At 67.7% G+C, this 26161-nt stretch carries 22 protein-coding genes; 11 read left to right on the top strand and 11 right to left on the bottom strand.

Going from position 1 to position 26161, the window contains the following annotated elements:
* Nucleotides 1-142: 142 nt before the first annotated feature.
* On the bottom strand, nt 143-1069 hold the full coding sequence (locus A5732_RS21230; protein WP_065075181.1) for a heme o synthase: 927 nt from the start codon (nt 1067-1069) through the stop codon (nt 143-145).
* Nucleotides 1070-1323: 254 nt separating this feature from the next.
* Here A5732_RS21230 and tkt point away from each other — a divergent pair, with 254 nt between their 5' ends.
* The 7 genes from tkt to A5732_RS21195 all read left to right on the top strand — a co-directional run bounded on the left by tkt (nt 1324) and on the right by A5732_RS21195 (nt 9199).
* Nucleotides 1324-3423 (top strand): transketolase, encoded by a 2100-nt coding sequence (tkt, locus tag A5732_RS21225; RefSeq protein WP_076103211.1) that lies wholly within the window; start codon nt 1324-1326, stop codon nt 3421-3423.
* A 16-nt stretch (nt 3424-3439) separates the two neighbouring features.
* On the top strand, nt 3440-4561 hold the full coding sequence (gene tal / locus A5732_RS21220; protein ID WP_076053153.1) for a transaldolase: 1122 nt from the start codon (nt 3440-3442) through the stop codon (nt 4559-4561).
* Nucleotides 4558-6102: a glucose-6-phosphate dehydrogenase gene (gene zwf / locus A5732_RS21215; RefSeq protein WP_076103210.1), complete on the top strand. Its 1545-nt coding sequence runs from the start codon at nt 4558-4560 to the stop codon at nt 6100-6102. Before tal ends, zwf begins: the two co-directional genes overlap by 4 nt.
* Complete coding sequence (opcA, locus tag A5732_RS21210; RefSeq protein ID WP_064950199.1) at nt 6099-7010, top strand: glucose-6-phosphate dehydrogenase assembly protein OpcA; 912 nt, start codon at nt 6099-6101, stop codon at nt 7008-7010. Before zwf ends, opcA begins: the two co-directional genes overlap by 4 nt.
* Nucleotides 7007-7762: a 6-phosphogluconolactonase gene (gene pgl / locus A5732_RS21205; RefSeq protein WP_076103209.1), complete on the top strand. Its 756-nt coding sequence runs from the start codon at nt 7007-7009 to the stop codon at nt 7760-7762. The genes opcA and pgl overlap by 4 nt, the downstream gene beginning before the upstream one ends.
* An 88-nt stretch (nt 7763-7850) precedes the next feature.
* Nucleotides 7851-8249 carry a hypothetical protein gene (locus A5732_RS21200; protein ID WP_064950373.1) on the top strand — a complete coding sequence of 133 codons (399 nt, stop codon included), beginning with the start codon at nt 7851-7853 and terminating at the stop codon, nt 8247-8249.
* 20 nt (nt 8250-8269) lie between these two features.
* Nucleotides 8270-9199 carry a histone deacetylase family protein gene (locus A5732_RS21195; protein WP_076103208.1) on the top strand — a complete coding sequence of 310 codons (930 nt, stop codon included), beginning with the start codon at nt 8270-8272 and terminating at the stop codon, nt 9197-9199.
* Nucleotide 9200: 1 nt separating this feature from the next.
* Here A5732_RS21195 and A5732_RS21190 read toward each other — a convergent pair whose 3' ends face one another.
* The 10 genes from A5732_RS21190 to A5732_RS21145 form a co-directional block, all read right to left on the bottom strand.
* Nucleotides 9201-10187 carry an aldo/keto reductase gene (locus A5732_RS21190; protein WP_076103263.1) on the bottom strand — a complete coding sequence of 329 codons (987 nt, stop codon included), beginning with the start codon at nt 10185-10187 and terminating at the stop codon, nt 9201-9203.
* A gap of 107 nt (nt 10188-10294) precedes the next feature.
* Entirely contained in the window at nt 10295-11086 is a 792-nt protein-coding gene (locus A5732_RS21185; RefSeq protein WP_076103207.1) for a DUF4239 domain-containing protein, read from the bottom strand.
* 75 nt (nt 11087-11161) lie between these two features.
* Entirely contained in the window at nt 11162-13969 is a 2808-nt protein-coding gene (ppc, locus tag A5732_RS21180) for a phosphoenolpyruvate carboxylase (protein WP_076103206.1), read from the bottom strand.
* Nucleotides 13970-14021: 52 nt separating this feature from the next.
* On the bottom strand, nt 14022-14255 hold the full coding sequence (secG, locus tag A5732_RS21175; RefSeq protein WP_064950377.1) for a preprotein translocase subunit SecG: 234 nt from the start codon (nt 14253-14255) through the stop codon (nt 14022-14024).
* Nucleotides 14256-14285: 30 nt separating this feature from the next.
* Nucleotides 14286-15071: a triose-phosphate isomerase gene (tpiA, locus tag A5732_RS21170; protein WP_076053164.1), complete on the bottom strand. Its 786-nt coding sequence runs from the start codon at nt 15069-15071 to the stop codon at nt 14286-14288.
* Nucleotides 15072-15085: 14 nt separating this feature from the next.
* Nucleotides 15086-16315: a phosphoglycerate kinase gene (locus tag A5732_RS21165; RefSeq protein WP_076053166.1), complete on the bottom strand. Its 1230-nt coding sequence runs from the start codon at nt 16313-16315 to the stop codon at nt 15086-15088.
* Nucleotides 16316-16318: 3 nt separating this feature from the next.
* Nucleotides 16319-17338: a type I glyceraldehyde-3-phosphate dehydrogenase gene (gap, locus tag A5732_RS21160; RefSeq protein WP_064950380.1), complete on the bottom strand. Its 1020-nt coding sequence runs from the start codon at nt 17336-17338 to the stop codon at nt 16319-16321.
* A 124-nt stretch (nt 17339-17462) separates the two neighbouring features.
* Complete coding sequence (locus tag A5732_RS21155) at nt 17463-18887, bottom strand: phytoene desaturase family protein (RefSeq protein ID WP_076103205.1); 1425 nt, start codon at nt 18885-18887, stop codon at nt 17463-17465.
* Nucleotides 18884-20641 carry a DUF3556 domain-containing protein gene (locus tag A5732_RS21150; RefSeq protein WP_076053169.1) on the bottom strand — a complete coding sequence of 586 codons (1758 nt, stop codon included), beginning with the start codon at nt 20639-20641 and terminating at the stop codon, nt 18884-18886. The genes A5732_RS21155 and A5732_RS21150 overlap by 4 nt, the downstream gene beginning before the upstream one ends.
* A 146-nt stretch (nt 20642-20787) precedes the next feature.
* The gene (locus A5732_RS21145; RefSeq protein WP_076103204.1) at nt 20788-21234 is read right to left on the bottom strand and encodes a hypothetical protein; all 447 of its coding nucleotides are present in this window, start codon (nt 21232-21234) and stop codon (nt 20788-20790) included.
* Nucleotides 21235-21482: 248 nt separating this feature from the next.
* On the opposite strand from A5732_RS21145, the gene A5732_RS21140 reads away from it, so the two are divergent.
* The 4 genes from A5732_RS21140 (at nt 21483) to A5732_RS21125 (ending at nt 26111) form a co-directional block, all read left to right on the top strand.
* Nucleotides 21483-22223 carry a lysophospholipid acyltransferase family protein gene (locus A5732_RS21140; RefSeq protein WP_231120104.1) on the top strand — a complete coding sequence of 247 codons (741 nt, stop codon included), beginning with the start codon at nt 21483-21485 and terminating at the stop codon, nt 22221-22223.
* 3 nt (nt 22224-22226) lie between these two features.
* Nucleotides 22227-23858 (top strand): acyl-CoA ligase FadD12, encoded by a 1632-nt coding sequence (gene fadD12 / locus A5732_RS21135; RefSeq protein ID WP_076103203.1) that lies wholly within the window; start codon nt 22227-22229, stop codon nt 23856-23858.
* Nucleotides 23858-25129 carry an alpha/beta hydrolase gene (locus tag A5732_RS21130; RefSeq protein ID WP_076053175.1) on the top strand — a complete coding sequence of 424 codons (1272 nt, stop codon included), beginning with the start codon at nt 23858-23860 and terminating at the stop codon, nt 25127-25129. Before fadD12 ends, A5732_RS21130 begins: the two co-directional genes overlap by 1 nt.
* 136 nt (nt 25130-25265) lie before the next feature.
* On the top strand, nt 25266-26111 hold the full coding sequence (locus tag A5732_RS21125) for a DUF559 domain-containing protein (RefSeq protein WP_076103202.1): 846 nt from the start codon (nt 25266-25268) through the stop codon (nt 26109-26111).
* The last annotated feature ends 50 nt before the right edge of the window (nt 26112-26161 follow it).

Genomic DNA, 26161 nt, shown 5'->3' with positions numbered 1-26161 from the left:
GCCCCGCCCGCCCCCGGCTCGGAAGCACCGACTTTTGCCCGCCTCGCAGCGACAATGACACCAAAGCGACCATTGTCGCTAAGAGGCGGGCAAAGACCATCCCACCCGTCGGAGGGACCCGCGGGGCTCGTGTGGTCGAAGGTCAGAACAGGTGCGGCAGCCCGATGGCCGAATCCACGGCCAATGCGCAGAACACCACGGCCAGATAGTTGTTCGACTGCAGGAACAACCGCAGCGGCTTCACCGGCTCGCCGGCGCGGACCCCGGCGTAGAGCTGGTGGGCCATCGCCAGGAACCAGACCCCGGCGACCACGGCGACGGCCGCGTACAGCCACCCCGTCGCCAGCGCCAGTGCCAGCGTGGCCAGCACCGTCAGCCAGGTGTAGATCAAGATCTGCTTGGTCACCTGACGCTCGGTCGCCACGGCCGGCAGCATCGGCACGCCCGCCGCCTTGTAGTCGTCCTTGTAGCGCATCGCCAGCGCCCAGGTGTGCGGCGGCGTCCAGAAGAAGATGATGGCGAACATCACCAGCGCGGGCCACTGAATGGTGCCGGTGACGGCCGACCAGCCGATCATCACCGGCATGCAGCCGGCCGCGCCGCCCCACACCACGTTCTGCGAGGTGCGGCGCTTGAGCAGCAGCGTGTAGACGAACACGTAGAACGCGATCGTCGCCAGGGCCAACAGCCCGGACAGCAGGTTCGTCGTCCACCACAGCCAGACGAACGAGGCCACCGTCAGCACCAGTCCGAGCACCAGGGCGTTGCGCGTGGGCACCGCCGCCCGGGCCAGCGGCCGCCGCGCAGTGCGCTTCATCACCTTGTCGATGTCCGCGTCGGCCACGCAGTTGAGGGTGTTCGCGCCGCCGGCGGCCAGCATCCCGCCGATCAGGGTGTTGACGATCAGCAGCGGGTTCACTGTGCCGCGCTGGGCCAGCAGCATCGCCGGGATGGCTGTGACGAGCAGCAGTTCAATGACCCGCGGCTTGGTCAGCGCCAGGTATGCCAACACCGTGCCTTGTATTCGGCTTGGCAATCGGCTCGGCGCGACGCGCCCGCGAACGCTCACGCAATTACTCCTTGGGGTCGCAGCGGCGCGCAGCATCTACTACACACGATGGTAGACCGCGTTGCGGCGATGGCCCGCCCGCGGGTCCGTTCCCGCAGTTTTTTCCCAGATTCCCGAACTGAATGTTAAGCGGTTTCGACGGGCGCGTAATTTTCACACCTGCCGGTCGTGGGTACCCGAATCCTGCACTGCAAGAGCCGGCCCTCCCGCACTAGGGTGGGATTGATCAGCTCGATGACCCAAGGACAATGTCTGTGACGACACTCGAAGAGATCTCTACGCTGACCCAACCGCACCTCCCCGACGGCTGGTCGGAACTCGACTCGGCCGCCGTCGACACCATCCGGGTGCTGGCCGCGGACGCGGTTCAAAAGGTCGGCAATGGCCATCCCGGGACGGCGATGAGCCTTGCGCCCCTGGCGTACACCTTGTTTCAGCGCGCGATGCGCCACGACCCCAGCGACACCCACTGGTTGGGCCGCGACCGGTTCGTCCTGTCCTGCGGGCACAGCAGCCTGACGCTGTACCTGCAGCTGTACCTGGGTGGTTTCGGCCTGGAGCTCTCCGACATCGAGTCGCTGCGCACCTGGGGCTCCAAGACCCCCGGGCACCCGGAGTTCCGGCACACCAAGGGCGTTGAGATCACCACCGGCCCGCTCGGGCAGGGCCTGGCTTCGGCGGTGGGCATGGCGATGGCGGCCCGCTACGAGCGCGGCCTGTTCGATCCCGACGCCGCCCCGGGCACCAGCCCGTTCGACCATTTCATCTATGTGATCGCCTCCGACGGCGACATCGAAGAGGGCGTCACCTCCGAGGCCTCATCGCTGGCGGCCGTGCAGCAGCTGGGCAACCTCATCGTCTTCTACGACCACAACGAGATTTCGATCGAGGACGACACGAACATCGCGCTGTGCGAGGACACCGCCGCGCGGTATCGGGCCTACGGCTGGCACGTGCAGGAGATCGAGGGCGGCGAGAACGTCGTCGCGATCGAGGAGGCCATCGCCAACGCCAAGGCGGCCACCGACCGGCCGTCGTTCATCTCGCTGCGCACCATCATCGGCTATCCCGCGCCCAAGCTGATGAACACCGGCAAGGCGCACGGCGCCGCCCTGGGCGACGAGGAAGTCGCCGCCGTCAAGGAGATCCTCGGCTTCGACCCGGACAAGAAGTTCGAGGTGCGCGACGAGGTGATCGCCCACACCCGCAAGCTGGTGGACCGCGGCAAGGAAGCGCACGAGAAATGGCAGGCGGATTTCGACGCCTGGGCGCAGGGCCAACCCGAACGAAAGGCGCTGCTGGACCGGTTGACCGCCGAGGAGCTGCCCGATGGCTGGGACGCCGACCTGCCGCACTGGGACCCCGGCTCCGACCCGATCGCGACCCGCAAGGCATCCAACGAGGTGCTCAACGCGGTCGGGCCGAAGCTGCCGGAGCTGTGGGGCGGTTCGGCCGACCTGGCGGGCAGCAACAACACCACCATCAAGGGCGCCGATTCCTTTGGGCCGCCGTCTATTTCGACCAAGGACTACACGGCGCACTGGTACGGTCGCACGCTGCACTTCGGTGTGCGCGAGCACGCGATGGGCGCCATCCTGTCCGGCATCGTGCTGCACGGCCCCACCCGCGCCTACGGGGGCACGTTCCTGCAGTTCTCCGACTACATGCGGCCGGCGGTGCGGTTGGCCTCGCTGATGGACATCGACACCATCTACGTCTGGACCCACGACTCCGTCGGTCTCGGCGAGGACGGCCCGACGCACCAGCCGATCGAGCACCTCGCGGCGCTTCGGGCCATCCCGAACCTGTCGGTGGTGCGCCCGGCCGACGCGAACGAGACGGCCTATGCCTGGCGAACCGTCCTGGCCCGCGGCAACGGCAGCGGCCCCGTCGGCCTGATGCTGACCCGCCAGAATGTGCCGATCCTCGAGGGCACCAACGCCGACGGCGTCGCCCGGGGCGGCTACATCCTGGGCTCGGACGGCGAGGAAGCCGGCCAAGACCCCGACGTGGTGCTGATCGCCACCGGCTCGGAGGTCCAGCTCGCGGTCGAGGCGCAGAAGTTGTTGGCGGACAAGGACATCGTGGCGCGGGTGGTCTCCATGCCGTGCGTCGAGTGGTTCGAATCCCAGCCGGACGACTACCGCGACAGCGTGCTGCCGCCGACCGTGTCGGCCAGGGTGGCCGTCGAGGCCGGCGTCGCGCAGAGCTGGCACAAGCTGGTCGGCGACACCGGCAAGATCGTCTCGATCGAGCACTACGGCGAATCCGCCGACTACAAAACCATATTCCGTGAGTTCGGCTTCACCCCCGAAGCCGTCGCGGCCGCCGCGGAAGAAGTAGTGGATAACTGAGGAAAGGGTAATTCACATGACCGCTCAGAACCCGAATCTGGCGGCGCTGTCCGCCGCCGGCGTATCCGTGTGGCTTGACGACCTGTCGCGTCAGCGGCTGCAGTCGGGCAACCTGCAGGAGCTGATCGACACCAAGAGCGTCGTCGGCGTGACCACCAACCCGTCGATCTTCCAGAAAGCGTTGGCGGAGGGCGACGCCTACGAAGGTCAGATCGCCGAGCTGGCCGAGCGCGGCGCCGATGTCGATGCGACGATCCGTACGGTCACCACCGACGACGTTCGCAACGGCTGCGATGTCTTGAAGCGTGAGTGGGAGGCGTCCGACGGCGTGGACGGCCGGGTGTCCATCGAGGTCGACCCGCGGCTGGCGGCCGAGACCGACAAGACCATCGCGCAGGCCGTCGAGCTGTGGAAGATCGTCGACCGCCCGAACCTGTTCATCAAGATCCCGGCCACCAAGGCCGGCATCCCGGCCATCACCGCCGTTCTGGCCGAAGGGATTTCGGTCAACGTCACGCTGATCTTCTCCGTCGAACGGCACCGCCAGGTGATGGACGCCTACCTGGCCGGCCTGGAGAAGGCCCGCGAGGCGGGACACGACCTGTCCAAGATCCATTCCGTCGCTTCGTTCTTCGTGTCGAGGGTGGACACCGAGGTGGACAAGCGGTTGGAGAAGATCGGCTCGGACGACGCGAAGGCCCTGGCGGGACAGGCCGGTGTGGCCAACGCCCGCCTGGCGTACGCCGCATACCAGGAGGTGTTCGAGGGGGGCGATCGCTTTGAGGCGCTCAAGGCCGACGGGGCCCGGGTGCAGCGTCCGCTGTGGGCGTCGACGGGCGTCAAGAACCCCGACTACTCCGACACCCTCTACGTGACCGAGCTGGTGGCGCCGAACACGGTGAACACCATGCCGGAGAAGACGATTGACGCGGTCGCCGAACACGGCGAGATCAAGGGTGACACGGTCACCGGCACCGCCGACGCCGCGCAGGAGGTGTTCGACAAGCTTTCGGGCGTCGGCATCGACCTCACCGACGTTTTCAAAGTGCTGGAGGACGAGGGCGTGGAGAAGTTCGTGGATTCGTGGACCGAGCTGCTGGAAGAAACGCAGAAGCAGCTGGGTTCCACCTCCAAATGAGCCCAGCCCGTACCGCGCAACAATGGCAGAACCCATTACGGGACAAGCGCGATAAGCGGCTCCCGCGCATCGCGGGGCCGTGCGGGATGGTGATCTTCGGCGTCACCGGCGACCTGGCCCGCAAGAAGGTCATGCCGGCGATCTACGACCTGGCCAATCGCGGGCTGCTGCCGCCGAGCTTCTCGCTGGTGGGCTTCGCCCGCCGGGATTGGAGCACACAGGATTTCGGCAAGGTGGTGCACGAGGCCGTCAAGGAACACTGCCGCACCCCGTTCCGCCAGGAGAACTGGGATCGACTGGCCGAGGGATTCCGTTTCGTGCCGGGCGCTTTCGACGATGACGAGGCGTTCGGCAGGCTGGCCGAGACCCTGGACAAGCTGGACGCCGCGCGCGGCACCGGCGGCAATCACGCCTTCTATCTGGCCATCCCGCCCAAGTCCTTCCCGGTGGTGTGCGAGCAGTTGCACAAGTCCGGCTTGGCGCGCCCGCAGGGCGAGCGGTGGAGCCGGGTGGTCATCGAGAAGCCGTTCGGTCACGACCTGGAGAGCGCGCAGGCCCTGAACAAGGCTGTCAACGCGGTCTTTCCGGAGGAGGCGGTGTTCCGGATCGACCACTACCTGGGCAAGGAGACGGTCCGCAACATCCTGGCGCTGCGGTTCGCCAATCAGTTGTTCGATCCGATCTGGAACGCGCACTACGTCGACCACGTGCAGATCACCATGGCCGAGGACATCGGTCTGGGCGGCCGGGCCGGCTACTATGACGGCATCGGCGCCGCGCGCGACGTCATCCAGAACCACCTGATGCAGCTGCTGGCGCTGACCGCGATGGAGGAACCGGTCAGCTTCAGCCCGTCGGCGCTGCAGGCCGAGAAGATCAAGGTGCTCTCGGCCACCCAGCTCGCCGCGCCGCTCGACGAGACCACCAGCCGCGGCCAGTACGCCGCGGGCTGGCAGGGCGGCGAGAAGGTCGTCGGGCTGCTCGACGAGGAAGGGTTCGCCAAGGACTCGACCACCGAGACCTTCGCCGCCATCACGCTCGAGGTGGACACCCGACGCTGGGCCGGGGTGCCCTTCTACCTGCGCACCGGAAAACGCTTGGGCCGCAGGGTGACCGAGATCGCCCTGATCTTCAAGCGGGCGCCACACCTGCCGTTCGACGCGACCATGACCGACGAGCTGGGCACCAACGCCATGGTGATCCGGGTGCAGCCCGACGAAGGCGTCACGCTGCGGTTCGGCTCCAAGGTGCCCGGCACGGCGATGGAAGTCCGCGACGTCAACATGGACTTCTCCTACGGCTCGGCGTTTGCCGAGGAATCCCCGGAAGCCTATGAGCAGCTGATCCTTGACGTGCTGCTGGGCGAGCCGTCCCTGTTCCCGGTCAACGAAGAGGTCGAATTGGCTTGGGACATACTCGATCCCGTGCTCAATAACTGGGCGTCCGGCGGCAAACCCGAACCGTACGATTCGGGCACCTGGGGCCCGGACTCCGCCTTCGAGATGCTGCGCCGTACCGGCCGGGAATGGCGGCGCCCGTGATCATCGATATGCCGGACGCCACCACCACGGCCGTCAACAAGAAGCTCGACGAACTGCGCGAAAGGGTGGGCGCCGTCGCGATGGGCCGGGTGCTGACCCTGATCATCGCGCCGGATAGCGAAGAGATCCTCGAGGAGTCGCTGCAAGCGGCCAACGACGCCAGCCACGAACACCCCAGCCGCATCATCGTGACGATGCGGGGCAATCCGTATGCGGACAAACCGCGCCTGGACGCGCAGCTGCGCGCAGGCGGGGACACCGGGGCCAGCGAAGTGGTGGTGCTGCGGCTGTCCGGGGCGTTGTCCGGCCACGCGGCCAGCGTGGTCACCCCGTTCCTGCTGCCCGACATCCCGGTGGTGGCCTGGTGGCCCGACGTCGCGCCGGCGGTCCCCGCACAAGATCCGTTGGGCCGGTTGGCGATTCGGCGCATCACCGACGCGACGAATGGGGTCGACCCGTTGGCGGCCATCAAGAGCCGGCTGCCCGGATACACCGCGGGCGACACCGACCTCGCCTGGGCGCGCATCACCTATTGGCGCGCGCTGCTCACCTCCGCCGTCGACCTGACGCCGCACGAACCGATCGAGTCGGCGCTGGTGTCCGGGCTGGCAACCGAGCCCGCCCTGGACGTCCTGGCGGGGTGGCTGGCCAGCCGGATCGACGGCCCGGTGCGCCGGGCGGTCGGCGAGCTCAAGATCGAACTGGTGCGCAAGAGCGAGACCATCATCTTGAGCCGCCCGCAGGAAGGAAGGACGGCCACGTTGAGCCGGACGGCCCGGCCGGACGCCCTACTCCCCTTGGCGCGCAGGGAAACCGGTGAGTGCCTCGCCGAGGACCTGCGCCGACTGGATCCCGACGAGATCTACCAATCAGCGCTCGAAGGCATTGAGAAAGTGCAATACGTGTGAGCACCAACGTCGAAGTTTTCCCGGATAGCCAGACCATGGTCGACGCCGCCGCGACGCGGCTGACCGACACCATCGCGAACGCCGTGGCGGCGCGGGGCCGAGCGCTCATCGTGCTGACCGGCGGCGGCAACGGCATCGGGCTGTTGCAGTCGTTGAAGGGACGCGAGATCGACTGGTCGAAGGTGCATCTGTTCTGGGGCGACGAACGCTATGTCCCCGAGGACGACGACGAACGCAACGACAAGCAGGCCCGGGCCGCGTTGCTGTCGCACGTCGACATCCCGTCCAGCCAGGTGCACCCGATGCCGGCCAGCGATGGCGAGTTCGGCAGCGACCTCGCCGCGGCGGCGCTGGCCTACGAGCAGCTGCTGGCCGCCAACGCCGCGCCCGGCGAGCCGGTTCCGAATTTCGATGTGCACCTGCTGGGCATGGGACCCGAGGGCCACATCAACTCGCTGTTCCCCGACACCCCGGCCGTGCTCGAAACCACCCGCATGGTGGTGTCGGTCGACGACTCCCCCAAGCCGCCGCCGCAACGAATCACCTTGACGCTGCCCGCCATTGCGCGGTCTCGTGAGGTGTGGCTGCTGGTGACCGGCGGCGGCAAGGCCGACGCGGTGGCCGCCGCCATCGGTGGCGCCGCACCGGTCTCGGTGCCGGCCGCCGGGGCGGTCGGACTGGACACCACGCTGTGGCTGCTCGACGAGGACGCCGCGGCCAAGCTGCCGTCGAACCCGTCCGGCGTAGCGTGACCCAGTTCTGAATTGCGCTAGCGCATCCGCTAGCGCTTTCGATAGTCGTGCATCCCTTCGGGCTCCCGCCCGCACCCGCCGGGTCATAATGACGGACATGGCAGACAGAACCGTCCGCGGGGGGCAAGAGCGAAGCCGGATCAAGACGCTCACCCAGGCCGCGTTGAACGCCGACAAGACGGTGGAGCAGGTCGAAGACGTCCTCGATGGTTTGAGCACCACCATGAAGGAGCTCAGCAGTTCCCTTTCCGCCCTGAACGCCACGGTGGAGCGCCTGGAGGCGGGCCTGGATCACCTGGACGGCACCATGACCAGCCTGGACGACCTGGCCAAGCGGCTGATCGTGCTGGTCGAGCCGGTGGAAGCCATCGTCGCGCGGATCGACGACATGGTGAAGGTGGGCGAGACGGTGATGTCACCACTCACGGTCACAGAGCACGCGGTGCGCGGCTTCGTGGACAGGCTGCGCAACCGGACCATTCAGTAGCCACCTCCGCGGGACGCTCGATGGCCACATTGCTGCTGCATCACTCCGCCTTCGCCGCCCATCGGACGGCTCCGGGCCATCCGGAGCGACCGGACCGCTACCGCGCCGTGGAGGCGGCGCTGAGCCGGCCGCAGTTCGACGCCCTGGTGCGCGAGGAGGCGGAGCCGGCCGACCTCGCCGCGACGCGCTATGTGCACTCCAATCGCTACGTGGACGCGCTGGAAGCCGTGCGGCCCGACGCCGGTTACGTCTACCTCGACGCCGGCGACACCATGATGGAGCCCTCGACCTGGGAGGCGGCGCTGCGCGGGGTGGGCGCCACGCTGCAGGCCGTGGACCGGGTGCTGGCCGGTGACGCGCAGAACGCGTTCGTCGCGTGCCGCCCGCCGGGCCATCACGCCGAGACCGAGCGGGCCATGGGCTTCTGCCTGTTCAACAACATCAGCATCGGCGCGCGTCATGCACAGCGCAAACACGGGCTGACGCGGGTCGCCATCGTCGATTTCGACGTCCATCACGGCAACGGCACCCAGCAGATCTTCTACTCCGACCCGAGTGTGCTCTACGCGTCCACGCATCAGATGCCGCTGTTTCCCGGGACGGGCGCGGCGCGAGAAACTGGCGTCGGCAACATCTTCAATTCGCCGCTGGCAGCCGGTGACGGCGGCGCCGAATTGCGCGCCGCCTTTCAGGACCGGATAGTGCCTGCGCTGCAGGCGTTTTCGCCCGAGATGATCATCGTGTCCGCGGGTTTCGACGCCCACGAACGCGATCCGCTCGGCTCGCTGACCATGACGGCCGCCGACTTCGCTTGGGTCACCAGGGAATTGATGACGACGGCCGAAAAGCTGTGCGACGGCCGGTTGGTGGCGGTGCTCGAAGGCGGTTACGACCTGCAGGGCCTCACCGATTCGGTCACCGCGCACGTTGGCGAGCTGCTGAAGGGCTGAGCTAACTCGCCTTCTGGTGCATCTCGGGGTAGGGACCGCCGACCGGTGTCGCCGCCCCCAGGATTTCATCGATGGCCACCAGGTCCCCTTCGGACAGGACGACGTCGGCCGCGCGCGAGCTTTCCTGCAGGTATTGCAGGTGCTGAGCCCCGACGATGGCGACGTGCACGCCGGGCTGCGCGATGACCCGCGCGATCGCCAGCTGGCTGATCGTCACGCCCAGCCCGGCGGCCAAAGACTCAAGGCGCGCAACGACTTCCAGGTTGCGCAGGTAGCCGTCGCCGCTGAAAATGTCGCTCTTGCCGCGCCAGTCCTGGGCGGCGAAACTGGTGTCGGCCTTCATCGTGCCGGTCAGCAGACCGTGCGCCAGCGGCCCGTACACCATCACCCCGATGTCGTGCTCGCGCGCGTACGGCAGCAGCTCGTGTTCGATATCGCGGCGGAACAGGTGGTAGGGCGGCTGCACCACTTCCACCGGCAGCGTCTCGGAAAACTCACGCACCTGCGCGGTGTCGTAGTTCGACACACCAACGTGGCGAATCTTGCCTTCCGACACCAGTTCTGCGAGCGCCCCGGCGGTGTCGGCGGCCGGGGTGCTGGGGTCGGGCCAGTGCACCAGGTAGACGTCGATGTGGTCGATGCCCAGCGCGTTCAGGCTGGACTCCACGCCTTCGCGCAGCCATTTCCGGCTGCCGTCGCGAACCAGGCCGTTGTCGGTGGCACGCAGGCCACCCTTGGTGGCGATCACCACCTCGTCCCGGGATTTCTTCAGGTCGTCGCGAAGGGCCTTGCCCAGCAGGCGTTCGGACGCGCCGAACCCGTATTGCTGCGCGGTGTCGAAGAAATTGATGCCGAGCTCGCGGGCGCTGCGGATCATGGCGATCGCGGCCTCCTCGTCGGCATGGCCCCAGTCACTACAAAACTCCCAGGTACCGAACGCCAACCGGGAAACCTCGAGCCCCGTCTTGCCGAATGTGATGGTCTTCAATGCCAACCTCCCCGTTGCATAGACGTCCACTGCGTATGCGGCCGGTGCGGCCGAGCCCCCGAACCCCACCATAACCAGGCCGATGCCGCGGGCCGCAACGTCAATGCTCAGCGCGGGAAATAACGGCTGTCGTTGTCGACCGAGTCGAAAATGTCCAGCGCGTGCTGGAACGGCCCGGACGTGATGCGCTGATCGGTCGCATACGAGTGGTCGAGCTGGAACACGACGCACAGCAGCACACCCAGCAGAACCGCCACCGTGCCCGACACGATGACGTGGCCGACCGTGCTCGCCATCCGCAGGAAACCCGTAAACCCAACCAGCACAACCCCACCCAGGATCAGGCCCGCCCACATCAGGGCGGGTATCCGCGGCTTGGTGCCCACGATCCGCTCGTTACGGTCGGACGCCAGCACGCTCAACTGGTTGAGGAATTGCTGATTGATCGGCTTGGCCGCGACATTGGGCTGCTGGCGCCCGACGGTGCGATACATCCGGGTGATCGCGGCGCGCGCGCCGTCGTTGCGCTGCCTGTTCCACTCCGGGCCCGCCACCGCGCCCGCATACTTGCGCAACAGCTCCTGCACTTCGCTGCGCTCGGGTTCGGGCATCGCGACGGTCTGCCGATACATCGTCGTCAGCGCCGACGCCTCGCCGGACACGACGACCTGGGTGGACGAGAAGTGTTCCCAGGTGGCCACCACGGTGAAGCCCAGCAGGACGCCGTAGATGAACCCGACGACGGTCAGGAACGAGGCGATCGCCGGGTTCGGTTCCTTCCCGTAGCGCCGCATCGGCAGGATGCGGTTTCCCAACCAGATGGAGCCCACCGCGATCACGATCGCCACGGCGACGACAGAAACCAGAAATAGCCACAGGGGTAGTCCGGATCCGCTCACTGCTCTCCTCGGTCGACGTCGCGTCGACTCAGGGTATTCGCGAGCGGGCCCAGCCGGTGACCGAATCGCGGGTAATCAGCCGCTGTTTCGCAGCGCGCTGGCCAGCCCGTTCATCGTCAGCAAAATGCCGCGCTGCACCAATTCGTCGTCATCGCCGGACCGGTAGCGGCGGAGCAACTCCACCTGCAGGTGATTCAGCGGCTCGAGGTACGGGAAGCGATTGAACACCGAACGCGCCAGCGCCGGGTTGTCGGCCAGCAGGTTGTCCTGACCGGTGATGAGCTTGTGCATCGCGATGGTTCGCCGGTGCTCGTCGACGATCTTGTCGAAGACCCGGTGCCGCAACTCCTCGTCGTCCACCAGTTCGGCGTAGCGCGCCGCCAGGCCGAGGTCGCTTTTGGCCAGCACCTGAGCCAGATTCGACAGCACGCTGCGGAAAAACGGCCAGCGCTGGTACAAGTCGTGCAGGATGTCCACCCGCTCGCTTTCGCTTTCCGGGCCCGCCCCGATCCACTGCTCGAACGCCGACCCGGTGCCGTACCAGCCGGGCAACATGACCCGCGACTGACTCCACGCCAGCACCCACGGAATGGCGCGCAGGTCCGAGATGGACTGGGTGGGTTTGCGCGAGGTGGGCCGGCTGCCGATGTTCAGCGATCCGATCTCGCTGACCGGTGTGGAGGCCATGAAGTAGTCGACGAAACCCGGTGTGTTGTGCACCAATTCGGCATAGGCGCGCTGCGCCAGCACCGCCACCTCGTCGAGCACCGCATACGCCGGCTCCGCGGCGTCGCCCAATCCCTCCACATCCAGCAGCGTCGATTCCAGCGTGGCGGCCAGCAGGCTCTCCAGGTTGCGTTGCGCCGCTTGCGGTTCGGCGTACTTCGCGGCGATCACCTCGCCCTGCTCGGTGAGCCGCAGCGAGCCGTTCACCGCCCCGGGCGGCTGCGCCAGGATGGCTTCGTAGCTCGGGCCGCCGCCACGGCCGACGGTGCCGCCACGACCGTGGAAGAGCCGCAACCGGATTCCGGTCTTGCGCGCCACCTCGACCAGGGCCAGCTCGGCCCGGTACACCGCCCAGCTGGAGGCCAGATATCCGCCGTCCTTGTTGGAGTCGGAATAGCCCAGCATCACTTCCTGGCTGTCGTCGCGCGCGGCCACCATCGCGCGGTAGATCGGGAGTTCGAGCATCGCGTGCAGGATCGTCGCGCCGTTGTGCAGATCGTCGATGGTCTCGAATAGCGGCGAGATGCCCACCGGGCAGTACGGCGCATCCCCGGACGCGTCGATCAGGCCCGCCTCCTTGAGCAGGATCGCCGCCTCCAGGACGTCGGAGACCGAACGGCACATGGAGATCACGTAATTGGGCACGGCGGACGGTCCGTAGCGCTCGATGGCGTGCGCGGCCGCGCGCACCACGCCCAGCTCTGTGTGCGCCAGCTCGGACAGTTCCGCGCGGTCGCCGACCAGCGGCCGGCGGGTGGCCAGCTCGGCGGCCAACAGCTCGACCCGCTCGTCTTCGGGCAGCGACCCGTAATCCGGATGCACCCCCGCCCACGCCAGCAGCTCGGCGACCACTTCCTCGTGCACGTCGGAGTTTTGCCGCATGTCCAGGCCGCACAGGTGAAAGCCGAAGACCCGCACGCCTTCTCGCAGCAGCGCCAGGCGGTCGTCGGCCAGCAGTGCGCTGCCGTGCGCACGCAGCGACGCGTCGATGGTGTCCAGGTCGGCCTGCAGCTCGGCCGGGGCGGCGTACGGCGTCAACCCCAGGTCCAGCTCGTGCTGCGGTCGCCGGTCCAGGATCTGGGCGCCCGTCGCGGTGAGCCGGGCGCGGATCACCCGCACCGCGCGCCGGTAGGGCTCGTCGGCGCGGGCCTTCTCCCCGCAACCCTCGGCCAGCTCGGCCAGCTCGGGGGTGACGGCGACGAGGCGCGCCGACATCGACAGCTCCTGTTCCAGGGCGGTCAGTTCGGCCAGGTAGTGCGCCAGGGCAGTGAACGCGGCGTTGCCGGTGGCCTGGCGCACCACGTCGGCCGTGACGTTCGGATTGCCGTCGCGGTCACCGCCGATCCAGGACCCGGGCTGCAGGATCGGCTGGTTCAACAGGTCGGCGTCGGGCCAGCGTGTCCGCAGCGCGTCGCGCACCCCGGCGTTGACCTGCGGGACCACGCGGAAGAACGCGGCGGCGTAGTAGCGCAGGCCCACCTCGATCTCGTCGGTGATCTGCAGCCGGGACAACCGGATCAGCGCGGTCTGCCACAGCGTGAGGACCTGGCGGCGCAGCTCGAGTTCGATGTTGCGGCCCTCGTCGGTCTCCTGGTGCCCCTCGGCGTGCAGCCGCATCAGCTCGGTGATCCGGTGCTGGGTGACGAAGACGGTGCGCCGGCGGGTCTCGGTGGGGTGCGCGGTGATCACCGGGGCCACCACGGCGCCCCTCAGCGCGTCGGCGACGGTGGCCGAATCCAGTTGCGCCCGGTCGAGTTTGGCGTAGGTCGCGGCCAGGCTGCTGTCCTGCGGCGCCTCGCCGGCGGCGACGTGAATCGCCCGGCGGCGTTCCCGGTGGATGTCTTCGGCGACGTTGGCGAGCAGGGCGAAGTGGCTGAACGCGCGGATGACCGGGATCGCCTGGCGGATGTCGATGCCGTCGAACATCCGCGCCAGCTGGGCGCGGTCGATCTCGGAGCGGCGCACCCGGAACGATTCCACCCGGGCGCGCTCGACGAGGTCGAACACCTCGTGCCCGTTCTGCTCGCGGACGGTGTCGCCCAGGATGGCGCCCAGCAGCCTGATGTCGGCCCGCATCGGCTCGGTCGCCTCACGACCGACCGGGGTGCGCTGGACGGCGCCGATCGGTTCCAGCGTGCCGTCGGATGCCTCAACCATGGGACCCAGTATCGATGCGGATGTCAGCGTCCGCCCGTCGACAGATCAGCGGTCAGCGGTATTTGATCAGCAGCGCCATTGCGACGATGCACACCAGCCAGATGGCGGTGATGAAGTACGTCAGGCGGTCCAGGTTCTTTTCCACCACCGTGGAACCGGACAGGCTGGACTGCACGCCGCCACCGAACAGCGTGGACAGGCCACCACCCTTGGCGCGGTGCAGCAGCACCAGCAGCACCACCAGGATGCTGGTGACGACCAGGGTGATCTGCAAAGCCAACTGCATGACGGCCAGCCTACCGGGGCGGGGTCGTTCTCAGGGCAGCGGCCCACCGGCGGCGATCGCCGCCAGCGTGGCGAACTGCTCGCCGTCCAGGGAGGCGCCGCCCACCAGACCACCGTCGATGTCGTCGCGGGCGATCAGCTCGCCGATGTTCTTCGCGTTCACCGAGCCGCCGTAGAGCACCCGCACCGAGTCGGCGACCTCTGACGAGGCGAGGGACGCCAACTGCTTGCGGATCGCCGCGCACACCTCTTGGGCGTCGCCCGCGCTGGCCACCCGCCCGGTGCCGATGGCCCACACCGGTTCGTAGGCGATGACGACCTTGCCGATCTGTTCGGCGGACAGCCCGGCCAGCGAGCCGCGCAGCTGGTCCTCACAGTGGCCGACGTGGTTTCCCGCCTCGCGCACCTCGAGGTGTTCGCCGATGCAGACGATCGGGGTCAGTTCGTGCTTGAGCGCCGCGGCGGCCTTGGCGGCCACCACCGCGTCGTCCTCGTGGTGGTAGGTCCGCCGCTCGGAGTGCCCGACGACGACGAACGTGCAACCCAGCTTGGCCAGGAAGGCGCCGCTGATGTCGCCGGTGTAGGCGCCCGAGTCGTGCTCGGACAGGTCCTGCCCGCCGTAGGTCAACCGCAGTTTGTCGCCGTCGACCAGGGTTTGCACGCTGCGCAGATCCGTGAACGGCGGCAGTACCGTGACGTCCACCTTGTCGTAGTACTTGTCCGGCAACGCGAACGCGATCTTTTGCACCAGCGCGATGGCCTCGAAGTGGTTGAGGTTCATCTTCCAGTTGCCGGCGATCAGCGGTTTGCGGCTCACGACTCTGGGCCTCCCTAGTTGTGGTCGGGCTGGGGTCGGCTCAACACCTCGATACCCGGAAGCGTCTTGCCCTCAAGGTATTCCAGCGACGCTCCGCCGCCGGTGGAGATGTGCGAGAAGTCGCCCTCCGGGATGCCCAGCGCGCGCACCGCGGCCGCGGAGTCGCCGCCACCCACCACGCTGAAAGCGCCCTTGCCGGTGGCCGCGGCGATCGCCTCAGCGACGCCCTTGGTGCCCGCGGCGAACGCCGGGAACTCGAACACGCCCATCGGCCCGTTCCAGAAGACGGTCTCGGCGTTGGACAGCAGCGTGGTGAACCGCTTGACCGAGCCGGGTCCGATGTCCAGGCCCATCAGGTCGTCCGGGATGGCGTCGGCCGCGACCGTCTGCGGGGTCGCGTCGGCGGCGAACTTGTCGGCCACCACGATGTCCACCGGCAGCCGCAGCACGTCGACGTAGGTGTCCAGCAGCCTGCGGCAGGTGTCGACCATCTCGGTCTCCAGCAGCGACTTACCGACCGAGAAGCCTTGGGCGGCAAGGAAGGTGAAGCACATCCCGCCGCCGATGAGGATGCTGTCGGCCTTGGTGGCCAGCGACTCGATGACGCCGAGCTTGTCGGACACCTTCGACCCACCCAGGACCACCGCGTAGGGGCGCTTGGTGGAGCTGGTCAGCTGCTCCAGCACCTGGATCTCGTCGGCCACCAGGGTGCCGGCGTAGTGCGGCAGCAGGGTGGCGATGTCGTACACGGAGGCCTGCTTGCGGTGCACCACGCCGAAGCCGTCGGAGACGAAAGCGCCTGTCGGCCCGACCAATTCGGCCAACTGCCGGGCGAGCGCGAGCCGTTCGCCGTCGTCCTTGCTGGTTTCGCGGGGGTCGAAGCGGATGTTCTCCAGCAGCAGGACGTCGCCGTCGGTCAGGCCCTCGGCGCGTGCCAGCGCGTCGGTGCCCACCACGTCGCCGGCGAGTTGCACGTGCCGGCCCAGCTGCTCGGACAGCGCCGCGGCGACCGGCGCCAGCGACAGCTTCGGGTCCGGTCCGCCCTCGGGCCGCCCCAGGTGCGCGGTGACCACCACCTTGGCGCCCGCATCGACCAACGCCTTCAGCGTCGGCACCGAGGCGGTGATGCGGCCGGCGTCGGTGATCTTGCCGTCATCGAGCGGCACGTTCAGATCGGAGCGCACCAGCACGCCGCGTCCGGAAACCCCTTCGGCGAGCAGGTCTTTCAGATCGTGGACAGCCACGGTTTACAGCGACTTGCCGACCAGGGCGACCAGGTCGACGAGGCGGTTGGAGTAGCCCCATTCGTTGTCGTACCAGGACACCACCTTGGCTTGGTCGTCGATCACCTTGGTCAGGCCGGAGTCGAAGATCGAGCTGTGCGGGTCGGTGACGATGTCGCTGGACACGATCGGCGCGTCGTAGTACTTCAGGATGCCCTTCATGGGCCCCTCGGCGGCGGCCTTCATCGCGGCGTTGATCTCGTCGGCGGTGGCGGACTTCTTCAGCTCGGCGGTGAGGTCGGTGACCGAGCCGGTGGGGATCGGCACCCGCAGCGCGTACCCGTCCAGCTTGCCCTTCAGCTCCGGCAGCACCAGGCCGATGGCCTTGGCGGCGCCGGTGGAGGTCGGCACGATGTTCAGCGCGGCGGCGCGGGCCCGGCGCAGGTCCTTGTGCGGCCCGTCCTGGAGGTTCTGGTCCTGGGTGTAGGCGTGGATGGTGGTCATCAGGCCCTTGACGATGCCGAACTCGTCGTTGAGCACCTTGGCGATCGGGCCGAGGCAGTTGGTGGTGCACGAGGCGTTCGAGATGATGTTCTGGCTGCCGTCGTACTTGTCGTCGTTGACGCCCAGCACGATGGTGATGTCCTCGTCGGTGGCGGGCGCGGAGATGATCACCTTCTTCGCGCCGGCGTCCAGGTGGCCCTTGGCCTTGGCGGCGTTGGTGAAGATGCCGGTGGACTCGACGACGACGTCGACGCCCAGGTCGCCCCAGGGCAGCGCCGCCGGGCCTTCCTTGACCTCGAGCGCCTTGATCTTCTTGCTGCCGACGACGATGGTGTCGTCACCCTCGAGGCTGACGTCGTGGGGCAGGCGGCCCAGGATGGAGTCGAATTTCAGCAGGTGCGCCAGGCTGGCGTTGTCGGTGAGGTCGTTGACCGCGACCACCTCGATGTCGGCGGTGCCTTGCTCCTGTTGAGCCAGCAAGGCCCGGTAGAAGTTCCGCCCGATGCGACCGAAGCCGTTGATACCTACTCGGACCGTCACTTGTCTCTCCTCTGTCTTTCTTTCCCGTGTCCGCTGATCTGCGCTCTTCGCCAGCCTAGATCAGTGACGTCCGCCGTTGCCGCGCTGGTACAACGGCCGTGACGTCGGCCACACGCGACGCGAGCTATCGGCGCCGTCCGCGGGACCAGCGCAGCGCCGCCTCGGCGGCGTGGTAGCCACACAGGCCGTGGATGCCGGCTCCCGGCGGCGTGGACTGCGAACACAGGTAGACGCCCGGCACGCCGGTCGCATACGGGTTGACCGAGATGCGCGGCCGCAGTATCACCTGGAGCCCGTCGTTGGCGCCGCCGATGATGTCGCCGCCGATGAAGTTGGGGTTGTAGGCCTGCATATCGGCGGTGCCGCTGGTGACGGTGGCGACGACGCGGTCGCGGAATCCGGGCGCGAAGCGCTCGATCTGGTCGGTGATGATCTCGGTGGCATCGCCGGTGTAACCGAACGGCACGTGGGCGTAGGCGTAGATCGGGTTGATATTGCCCGCCGAGCGCGACGGGTCGGCCAGGTACTGCTGCCCAAGGATGATAAACGGACGCCGGTACATCCGTCCTTCCGACCGCTCGCGTTCGCTGTGTGCGATCTCGGCGAATGTCCCGCCCAGGTGCACGGTGCCGGCGTGCCCGCAGTTGGGATTGGTCCAGGGAATGTGGCCCTCGATGGCGTAGTCGACCTTGAAGGCCGAGGACCCCTGGCGGTAGCGCCGGTAGGAGCGCTTGATGCGGCCGGGCATGGCGTCGCCGTAGAGCCGCAGCGCCGCGGCCGGGGTGAGGTCGAGCATGACGATGTCGGCGTCGGGAATGTCTTTGGGGCGGGTCACGGTGACGCCGGTGGTGATCGCAGTGCCGTGTTCGGCCAGGACGGCTGCCAGCGCCGCGATGATCGACCCCGATCCGCCCTCAGCCACCGGCCAGCCGTAGTGGTGCCCGCTGGCCATGAACATCAGCGCCATTGCGGCCGTCAGCGGCCGGTCGAGCCGGGTGTAAGCGTGCGCGGCCTGGCCGCCGTATAGCGCGCGCACCCGCTCGGTGCGAAACCCGCGAGCCAGCACCGTGGCCGGCAGCACCGCGCGCGGCCCGAAGGCAGCAAGCCGGATGGGGTGGTGTGGAACATGCAGGACCGGGCGCATCAGATCTTGGCATAGCTCGTCGAAGCCGGCGGCGAGATCACCCACCGCGAGCCGCCACCGCCGTCCGTCGGCGCCCATTTCGGCCACCGTTCGGTCGATCGACCGATACAGCAACCCCGCGGTGCCGTCGTCGAGCGGATGCGCGCAGTCGATCTCCGGCCACTTCCACACCAGCCCGTAGCGCGGCAGGTCGATCTCCTCCCAGAACGGTGAACCCACCGCCATGGGATGCGCAGCCGAGCAGACGTCGTGGACCACGCCGGGCACCGTCAGCTCGGCCGAGCGCGCTCCCCCGCCGACGGTGTCGCGCGCCTCCAGCACCTGCACGTCGACACCGTGGCGGGCGAGCTGAATCGCCGCGGCCAGGCCGTTGGGCCCGGCGCCGACGACGACCGCCTTCGTCACGACTCGCCGTGCACGACGGGTTGCGTGGTGAGGTGAACCGGAAATTCGTCACCCGGCTCGGGCCACGGCTGACGCGACGCCATGTCCTCGATGGTGACGTAGCCCGCCTCGATCAATCCGGTCTTGGCGTCCAGGATGCGGTACCACTGCTTTTGGATATGGATCGGTTGACCCTCGAGGACGATCACGCGAAGCTCGCCGTCCTCGAAGTTGCAGCGCCGCTGTACCGCCTCGAGCAGCTGCTCGTTGTGCAAATGGCCTTCGCCGAAGTTCCACCCGACCAGGGGGCCGGCCACGACCTCGCCCTCGCGCACCTTGTAGTCGGCCTCGTTGCCTATCGCCCGCGGCAACAGGCCATTGAGCGCCCGGCCGTGAATATGCATCGCGCGGAACGCCGCCACCTTGTCCGCCATGACTTCGGCGGTCTCCGGTCCATAGAGCCGGGCCAGCTGATTGACGACGAGCGCGGAGCTTTTGACAACCTGGGCGTCGACCTTCTCCTCGGCGCCCGCCCGGAAGCACCACAGGCTGGTGGCCCAGTTGCCGGCGTAGTAGCGCATGGCCGGCAGGAACGAAATCTTTTCGGGGAACATGTTTCCCGCAACCACGATGGCCACCACGACCACCACGAGCGCCAGCAGCAGCGGCGAGGAAAGATCGGTGGCACGAATCCCGCCGTAATGCCCGAACAGGTAGAACAGCGAAAAGATGAAGAACACGTTCCACTCCAACGGCACTCCCATCGGGAGGTTGGAAATGATGTTGAGGTGGAAGACCACCATGAACCCGATCAGGAACCACCGCCACGGTTGATCGCCGGCGACGAACACCAGAACCGTGGGAACGATGAATTCGGCTGTCGTACCACCGACATGAGCCATCAGCTTCGGCAACCAGGTGGGCCGTAGGTCGTTGACGTGGTCGCGGTAGAGCAGGTGCTTGATCGGGGTGAACAACTTGGGCCGCAGTAGCGCGTTGTTGCTCGTCATCACCGCAACTACGTAAGGGAAGTGGTGGTTGAGCTTGGAAGTCGCTGCGCCCCACCACAAGCAGAGCATGATGAGCTTGAAGGCCGCGATCTGGTCGGTGAACGGGAAGAAGAACACGAACAGCTTCAGCCAATAGTGTTCGCCGCGGGCGGCCAGGAAGATCGTCTTGTCGCGCAGTCCCAACAGCGTCAGGGCGACGATCGTCGGGATGACCCGAACGGGCTCGATCAGACCGACGTCGCCGGTGGCGGTGACCGGCCCGTCGTGACCGGGTGATAGCAGCGCCCACACCCCGCCGATCAGAACGATGGCATACAGTGCGACGTCGACGACCGTGCGGCTGTCACCACTGGTGAACGGAACCTTGCCGGGCCAGGCCGGTAGGCGAATCGTGTTGGGCCGCAACCAGTAAAGGATGCCTCCGATCGGTGGCATGAACCGCCCCGTCAGTGGCCCGGATCCGCAGCCGAGGCCCGTGACCTCGAACAGCAGCGTGAAGATGACGACCTTCTGGTAGACGATGGGTTGCGTCCACCAGTCGCCGATGCGGCCCAGCCCGCCGAGGCCGGGGGTGAGCGAGATGATGGCGGCGGGCACCGCGATGTACAGCAGGATCTTGAGCAGGTACAGCAAGTACACCGCGTACGGCGTCCCGAAGCCGTGCTCCGCCCAATGTCGCGTCACCACTTGCAGTCGGGTGGCCCGGGGCAGGGTCGGCCAGTTCTTGTGATCGACGTCCGGAAGTTCCGGAGCGATGAATCCCATGGCGGCCTCTTTCCTGTCTAGAAAGCAGCTGGCCCATCGAATGTATCGGCACCACGATGCGGACGGGTCGATTTGCGCATGCCAGTGACCTGTGCGGCTACCTCGTCACCGCTCGGATGACGAAAACCGCTGCGGCGCTGGGCGATTCAGCGCGAGCCTGGGGCTACCCGGCGGACAAACCGCCGGCGCAGCTTGTCGAGCATGGCGTCCAGGGTCCGCCGGTCCTGCTCGGCGATGCGCACCAGGCGGCGCAGGTTCGCCACCGTGTCGAGGTCTCCCTTGGCTTCCGCGGTGCCGATCTTGCGCTGACACTCCTCTATGCGCTGATCGATGAAGCCGCGCCGCCCGGCGAGCAGCCGGACGAAGTAGTCGGCCTGCTGTTGATCCGCGCTATCCGAAGCTTCCGAGGCGAGCGCATCGGCGGCCCGCTCAACGGCCGGTGCGGGCCGGGACGCGCCTTGGCCCGCACGAGTGGTTTCCGGGCGCGACACGGCGGTGTGGGAGCGGCGCCCGCGCCGGTCCCGGGCGCCGGCCGATCTGTGTGTGGCGCTTGAGCGCGCGCCGCGCTCAGGTGACAGACCGGCTACGTCCATCGGGTCTCCTGCACTCGAGGATTGCTTAGGGCGCCGTAACAATAGCGCCCACCACCGTGGCGCACCACATGTCCGGAGGAAATAGGGTGAAACACCCCAACAGCAACAAGGGTCCGGTCGCTACCATCGAGGGACTCGACTCGGGCGGAGCGGCCTCGTGCGAGTGTCAAGGGAGGAACGTGACCGACAACGGCAACCCCGGCGGCGGGGACATCGGCAAATTCGACCCCGGCTTGACGCAGCGCCTGATGGCGGTGATGCGCCCGGTCCTGAAAACCTACTTCCGGTCCGAGGTACACGGCCTGGACGCGTTCCCGCCCGGCGGAGCGCTGGTGGTGGGTAACCACTCCGGCGGCATGTTCCCCATGGACGTCCCGATCTTCAGCGTCCACTTCTACGACAAACTCGGTTACGACCGGCCGGTCTACACGCTGAGCCACGACATCCTGATGACCGGCCCCACCGGAGATTTCTTCCGGCGCACCGGATACATCCGGGCCAACCGGGAGAACGCGGCCGAGGCGTTGCGGTCCGGCGGCGTGGTGATCGTGTTCCCCGGCGGCGACTACGACGCCTACCGGCCGACCCTGTCGGAGAACGTCATCGACTTCAACGGCCGCAAGGGATACATCCGCACGGCGATCGAGGCCGGCGTCCCGATCGTGCCTGCGGTGTCCATCGGCGGCCAGGAGACCCAGCTCTACCTGACCCGCGGCACCTGGCTGGCCGAGCGGCTGGGCATTAAACGCTTGCTGCGCAGCGCGATTCTTCCGTTGTCGTTCGGCTTCCCGTTCGGCCTGAGCGCGGTCATCCCGCCGAACCTGCCGCTGCCGACCAAGATCGTGACCCAGGTGCTGGAGCCCATCGACATCGCCAAGCAGTTCGGCGACGACCCGGACGTCGACGAGGTCGACGAGTACGTGCGGTCGGTGATGCAGGACGCGCTGACCGAGCTGGCCGCCAAGCGTCGCTTCCCGATCCTGGGCTGAGCCATGCCGAATCCGTTGAGCGAGACCCTCGGCCTGGTCACCACGCTGAGCCGCGCCGGCATGATCGCGCCGATGCGCCCCGACCGCTACCTCAAGATGGCCGCGGCCATGCGCCGCGAGGGCATGGGCATGACGGTCGGCTTCGCCAGCGCGGCGCAGCGCTGCCCGGATCGCCCCGGGCTGATCGACGAACGCGGCACGCTGACCTGGCGCGAGCTCGACGAGCGGATCAACGCGTTCGGCGCCGCGCTGCAACAGCTGCCGGCGGGTCAGCCCAAGGTCGTGGGCATCATGTGCCGCAATCACCGCGGCTTCGTCGAGGCGGTGGTGGCCGTCAACCGGATCGGCTCCGACGTCGTGCTGCTCAACACCTCGTTCGCCGGGCCCGCGCTGGCCGAGGTGGTCAACCGCGAGGGCGTCGACGCCGTGGTGTACGACGAGGAATTCACCCCGACGGTGGACCGCGCGCTGGCCGACAAGCCGGACGCCGCCCGCATCGTGGCCTGGACCGACGCGCAACACGATCTCACCGTCGAGAAGCTGATCGCCGCCCACACCGGGCAACAGCCCCAGCGCTCGGGCCGCAAGGGCCGGATGATCCTGCTCACCTCCGGCACCACCGGAACGCCCAAGGGCGCCAACCAAACCGGCGGCAACGCCGGAATCGGCACGCTCAAGGCGATTCTGGACCGCACGCCGTGGCGGGCCGAGGAGAACATCGTGATCGTCGCGCCGATGTTCCATGCCTGGGGCTTCTCCCAGTTGATCTTCGCCGCGTCCATGGCTTGCACGGTGATCACCCGGCGCAAGTTCGATCCCGAGGCCACGCTGGACCTCATCGACCGCCACAAGGCCACCGGGCTCGCCGTGGTGCCGGTGATGTTCGACCGCATCATGGAGCTGCCCGCCGAGGTGCGGCGCCGCTACAGCGGCCGGTCCCTGAGATTCGCCGCGGCATCGGGATCGCGGATGCGGCCCGACGTGGTCATCGCGTTCATGGACGCGTTCGGCGACGTGATCTACAACAACTACAACGCCACCGAGGCCGGCATGATCGCGACGGCCACCCCGCAGGACCTGCGCGCGGCACCCGACACCGCGGGCCGGCCCGCGGGGGGAACCGAAATCCGGATCCTGGACCCGGAATTCAACGAACTGCCCACCGGTGAGGTCGGCAGCATCTACGTGCGCAACAACACTCAGTTCGAGGGCTACACCTCGGGCAGTACCAAGGACTTTCACGCCGGCTTCATGTCGTCGGGCGACCTGGGCTATCTGGACGAGGCGGGGCGGCTGTTCGTCGTCGGCCGCGACGACGAGATGATCGTCTCCGGCGGCGAGAACGTCTACCCGATCGAGGTGGAGAAGATCCTGGCGGCACATCCCGACGTGGCGGAGGCATCGGTGATCGGCGTGGACGACGAACAATACGGGCAACGGCTGGCGGCCTTCGTGGTGCTCGAGCCCGGCGCCGCCCTCGACGCGGGCGCCGCACCCGAGGCGCTCAAGCAGCACGTGCGGGAGAACCTGGCCAACTACAAGATCCCCCGCGAGATCACCGTGCTGGACGAGCTGCCCCGCAGCAGCACCGGCAAGATCCTGCGCGCCGAGCTGCAAGCGCGGGTGACCGGCTGATGCGCCTGGCCCGCACCATCAGGAAACCCCGGCCGCTCGCCCGGGCCGCGCTCGAATTGGCCAACGCCGCCAACGGTTTACGCCCGCTGGCCCGCAAGGGCTACACCACCGTGCTGGTCTTCTGGTTCGGCTGGCCGGCCTCCGAGGTACCCGGCATCTACTTCTCCGCCTCGCTGCTCGACGCGCTGCGGCGGGGCCGCCGCGGCGACTTCGCGGGGCGGCGCGGCAAGGCCGCCCTGGCCCTGACGGCGGCGTCCTGGGCCGTGCTGGGCGTGATCAAGTATCGCGGCGTCACCACTCCCGGCCCGGTGCTGGAGGCGGGGCTGCGCGACCAACTGGGCGACGACTATGAAGAGGCGCTGAGCAAGCTGCCCGAGAGCACCCCGATGCGCAGCGGGCGGCGCACCCTGCCGTTGGGCAACACCGTGGCGCGCCGCCGCTATGTCGAGAAGACCAACGTGGTGTCGTACGGTCCGCACGGCCGCGCCAACCTCGCAGACATCTGGCGGCGCCACGACCTGCCGCGCGACGGCAAGGCGCCCGTGCTGCTGCAGGTACCGGGCGGCGCCTGGGTGATCGGAATGCGCCGCCCCCAGGCCTATCCGCTGATGAGCCACCTGGCCGCGCGCGGCTGGGTATGCGTGTCGATCGGCTACCGGGTGTCGCCCCGGCACACCTGGCCCGACCACATCGTCGACGTCAAACGCGCGCTGGCCTGGGTCAAGGAGAACATCTCCCGCTACGGCGGGGACCCGAACTTCGTGGCCATCACCGGCGGATCCGCCGGCGGCCACCTGTGTTCGCTGGCGGCCCTGACGCCCAACGACCCGAAGTTTCAGCCCGGGTTCGAGGATGCCGACACCTCGGTGGTCGCCGCGGTGCCGGTGTATGGGCGCTACGACTGGTTCTCCACCGAGGGTGAGGGCCGGCGCGAATTCGTGGACCTGCTCCAAAAGTTCGTCGTCAAAAAGAAATTCGCCACCCACCGCGACATCTACGTCGACGCCTCGCCGATCCGGCGGCTGCGCGCGGACGCACCGCCGTTCTTCGTCCTGCACGGCCACGACGATTCGCTGATCCCGGTCGGCGAGGCCGAAGAGTTCGTCGAGGAACTGCGCGCGGTATCCAAGAATCCGGTCGCTTACGCCGAATTACCGCATGCCCAACACGCTTTCGACATCTTCAGTTCCCCGCGGGCGCACCGGTCCGCGGAGGCTGTGGCGCGATTCCTGTCGTGGGTGTACGCGACGAATCCGCCCGAGCGCGACTAGGACCGTCCGGCTTCACCCGCAACGAGCGTCACGCTAGCGCGGCCTAGGCGCGCGTGCGTCACGCTGGCGTGACTGGTTGTGGATAGACGGCCCCTGGTGACATGACGATAGGTGCCCACTATGCGACGCTGCCGCGATGGCGCAGCCATTCATCGGCAGTGAGGCCGTCGCGAACGGAGAGGTCGTCAAGAGCGCTCTGCGCACGCACTACATGAAGTTGCTGCGCGATGTCTACGTCAACCCCGACGCCGAGTTGACTCCACTGGTTCGCGCCCGCGCGGTATGGCTGTGGTCGCGTCGGCGAGGCATTGTCGCGGGGCTCTCGGCTGCCGCTGTCCACGGTGCCGAATGGGTGGACGCCACCGCGCCGCTTGACCTTCTGCATACCAACAGAAACCCGTCACCGGGATTGCGAATCCACAGTGACCGGATAGAAGACGATGAAGTAAGTCTGATCAGCGGCGTACCCGTGACGACGCCGGCCCGGACCGCTGTCGACTTGGGATGCTGGTATCCGCTTGACGACGCCGTGGCCGCGATCGACGACCTGCTCCGCGTGACCGACTGCAAGGTGGCTGAGGCTCAGTCGCTCGCCGAGCGGTATCCGGGCAGACGCGGAATTCAATCGGCGCGCAACGCGATCGGGCTCGCGGATGCCGGCGCGCAATCGCCTAGGGAAACGTGGCTGCGACTTTTGCTCACACGGGCGGGCTTGCCAAGAGCACAAACGCAGATCCCGGTTAGCGACGAGTTCGGCGACATAACTTACTACCTCGATATGGGCTGGGAGGATCTAAAAGTCGCTGTCGAGTACGACGGCGAGCAACACCGGCGAAATCGCCGACAATACACGTGGGATATCAGGCGGCGTGAAACCCTTGAGCGCTTGGGCTGGATTGTCATTCGAGTCGTTGTGGGGGATCGACCCGCCGAAATCATCAGCCGGGTACGAGGCGCCTTGGCGCGGCGAGTGTCGCGCTAGCGTGACGCTCGCTTGCGGCGGTCACGCTAGCGTGACGCTCGCCCAAAGAC

Origin of the sequence: Mycobacterium colombiense (genome assembly GCF_001953985.1) — a bacterium.
Classification (GTDB): domain Bacteria; phylum Actinomycetota; class Actinomycetes; order Mycobacteriales; family Mycobacteriaceae; genus Mycobacterium; species Mycobacterium colombiense_B.
The sequence above is the reverse complement of the archived record's forward strand: the minus strand, read 5'-3'. Positions and strand labels throughout refer to the sequence as shown.

What these genes read in the sequence shown, in the direction of transcription:
- secG (WP_064950377.1), bottom strand. Translation starts at nt 14,255, where the DNA reads ATGCAGTTGGCTTTGCAGATCACCCTGGTCGTCACCAGCATCCTGGTG.
- A5732_RS21140 (WP_231120104.1), top strand. Translation starts at nt 21,483, where the DNA reads ATGGCGGTGATGCGCCCGGTCCTGAAAACCTACTTCCGGTCCGAGGTA.
- A5732_RS21145 (WP_076103204.1), bottom strand. Translation starts at nt 21,234, where the DNA reads ATGGACGTAGCCGGTCTGTCACCTGAGCGCGGCGCGCGCTCAAGCGCC.
- A5732_RS21130 (WP_076053175.1), top strand. Translation starts at nt 23,858, where the DNA reads ATGCGCCTGGCCCGCACCATCAGGAAACCCCGGCCGCTCGCCCGGGCC.
- A5732_RS21195 (WP_076103208.1), top strand. Translation starts at nt 8,270, where the DNA reads ATGGCCACATTGCTGCTGCATCACTCCGCCTTCGCCGCCCATCGGACG.
- A5732_RS21125 (WP_076103202.1), top strand. Translation starts at nt 25,266, where the DNA reads ATGGCGCAGCCATTCATCGGCAGTGAGGCCGTCGCGAACGGAGAGGTC.
- A5732_RS21150 (WP_076053169.1), bottom strand. Translation starts at nt 20,641, where the DNA reads ATGGGATTCATCGCTCCGGAACTTCCGGACGTCGATCACAAGAACTGG.
- tal (WP_076053153.1), top strand. Translation starts at nt 3,440, where the DNA reads ATGACCGCTCAGAACCCGAATCTGGCGGCGCTGTCCGCCGCCGGCGTA.
- A5732_RS21200 (WP_064950373.1), top strand. Translation starts at nt 7,851, where the DNA reads ATGACGGACATGGCAGACAGAACCGTCCGCGGGGGGCAAGAGCGAAGC.
- zwf (WP_076103210.1), top strand. Translation starts at nt 4,558, where the DNA reads ATGAGCCCAGCCCGTACCGCGCAACAATGGCAGAACCCATTACGGGAC.
- ppc (WP_076103206.1), bottom strand. Translation starts at nt 13,969, where the DNA reads ATGGTTGAGGCATCCGACGGCACGCTGGAACCGATCGGCGCCGTCCAG.
- fadD12 (WP_076103203.1), top strand. Translation starts at nt 22,227, where the DNA reads ATGCCGAATCCGTTGAGCGAGACCCTCGGCCTGGTCACCACGCTGAGC.